General features: G+C 60.9%; 1 protein-coding gene. It reads left to right on the top strand.

The features are described from left to right. The first annotated feature begins 394 nt into the window (after positions 1–394). A complete protein-coding gene (gene bchI / locus NW841_RS12760; protein ID WP_414386762.1) occupies positions 395–1,453 on the top strand; it encodes a magnesium chelatase ATPase subunit I in 1,059 nt (352 codons plus the stop codon). The last annotated feature ends 67 nt before the right edge of the window (positions 1,454–1,520 follow it).

The raw sequence follows: 1,520 nt of genomic DNA, 5'->3' as shown, positions 1-1,520 counted from the left end.
GGTCAATACCGGGATCGAGGTGCAGACCCAGATCAGGCCCACCAGCCCTTTTTGGGCCACGTTTGGCATCGAGAATGCCGTCCACCGTCTCCGACTTGCTTGACGTGACACTGCTGCTATCTCCCCACCCAATAACGAACTCTCTCTGGGGTTGCCGGCGCTTTTGGGAGCCCCTTTCTTTTGGTGTAGCTTTCGCTGTTACCCAGATTCAACCCACTCCCAGCCAACCGTGTAGGCTCTGATGCTACCTGGTCTTCCCCACGCAAAGCCAGGGATCCCAGAGCTTGCTTCTTTAGTTGACCCAAAAGCGGCCTTGAGGTTCCTGTTGGAGCATCAAACAGCCCGAAAGGGAAGAGCCTTTGGGATAATGGGGTAGATGCTCGTTGTTGCCTCTATGAACTTGGAACGTCGCCCGGTTTTCCCGTTTACCGCCATCGTCGGCCAAGAGGAGATGAAGTTGGCTCTGCTCCTCAACGTCATCGATCCCCGCATCGGCGGCGTGCTGATCATGGGGGATCGGGGCACGGGCAAATCCACCACCATCCGCGCCTTAGCCGATCTCCTGCCCCAGATCGAGGTCGTCAAAGGGGATCCCTTCAACAGCCACCCGCGGCAGCGAGACCTCATGAGCGATCAGGTGTGGGAGCGACTGCAGGCGGGAGAAACCCTAGAAACCACCTGGATCCAGGTGCCGATGGTGGATCTGCCCTTGGGGGCCACGGAAGACCGGGTCTGCGGCACTCTCGACATCGAGCGCGCTCTCTCCCAGGGGGTGAAGGCCTTTGAGCCGGGGCTGTTGGCCAAAGCCAACCGCGGCATCCTCTACGTGGATGAGGTGAACCTTCTGGACGACCACTTGGTGGATGTCTTGCTGGATGCGGCAGCCTCCGGCTGGAACACAGTCGAGCGGGAAGGCATTTCCATTCGCCACCCGGCCCGCTTTGTCCTGGTGGGATCCGGCAACCCCGAAGAGGGAGAATTGCGGCCCCAACTCTTGGATCGCTTCGGCATGTTCGTGCGCATCGAAACGGTGCGGGATCCGGCCCTGCGGGTACAGATCGTCGAAGAGCGTAGCCAGTTCGACGCCGATCCGCAGGCCTTCTTGGCCAAATACGCCGAGGCCCAGCAACGCCTGCGGGAACGGATTGAAAAAGCACAACACCTGTTGCCCGCTGTGGGGGTGGATCCCGACTTGCGCCTGAAGATCTCTGGGGTGTGTGCAGCTTTGGAAATAGACGGGCTGCGGGGAGATATCGTTACCAACCGCGCGGCCAAAGCGCTGGCAGCTCTGGAAGGGCGTACTGAAGTGACTGTTGCCGATATTCGCCGGGTCATCAGCTTGTGTTTGCGCCACCGCCTGCGCAAGGATCCTCTGGAAACCATTGACTCCGGCTACAAGGTCGAGAAGGCCTTTAGCGAGGTGTTTCAGGTGAGCCTGGAGAGCGCTGCTTAGCCTCCCCCTCACCCCCAGCCCCTCTCCCCACACCGCCCCCCCCCCCCCCCCCCCGCCCCAAACGCGG

Source organism: Synechococcus sp. H60.3, from assembly GCF_047462295.1.
Lineage (GTDB): Bacteria > Cyanobacteriota > Cyanobacteriia > Thermostichales > Thermostichaceae > Thermostichus.
Note: the sequence above shows the minus strand (reverse complement) of the source record. Positions and strands in the feature narration are given on the sequence as shown.

Bases quoted from the DNA above. Each gene is read 5' to 3' on its own strand.
- bchI (WP_414386762.1), top strand. From the start codon at position 395: ATGAACTTGGAACGTCGCCCGGTTTTCCCGTTTACCGCCATCGTCGGC.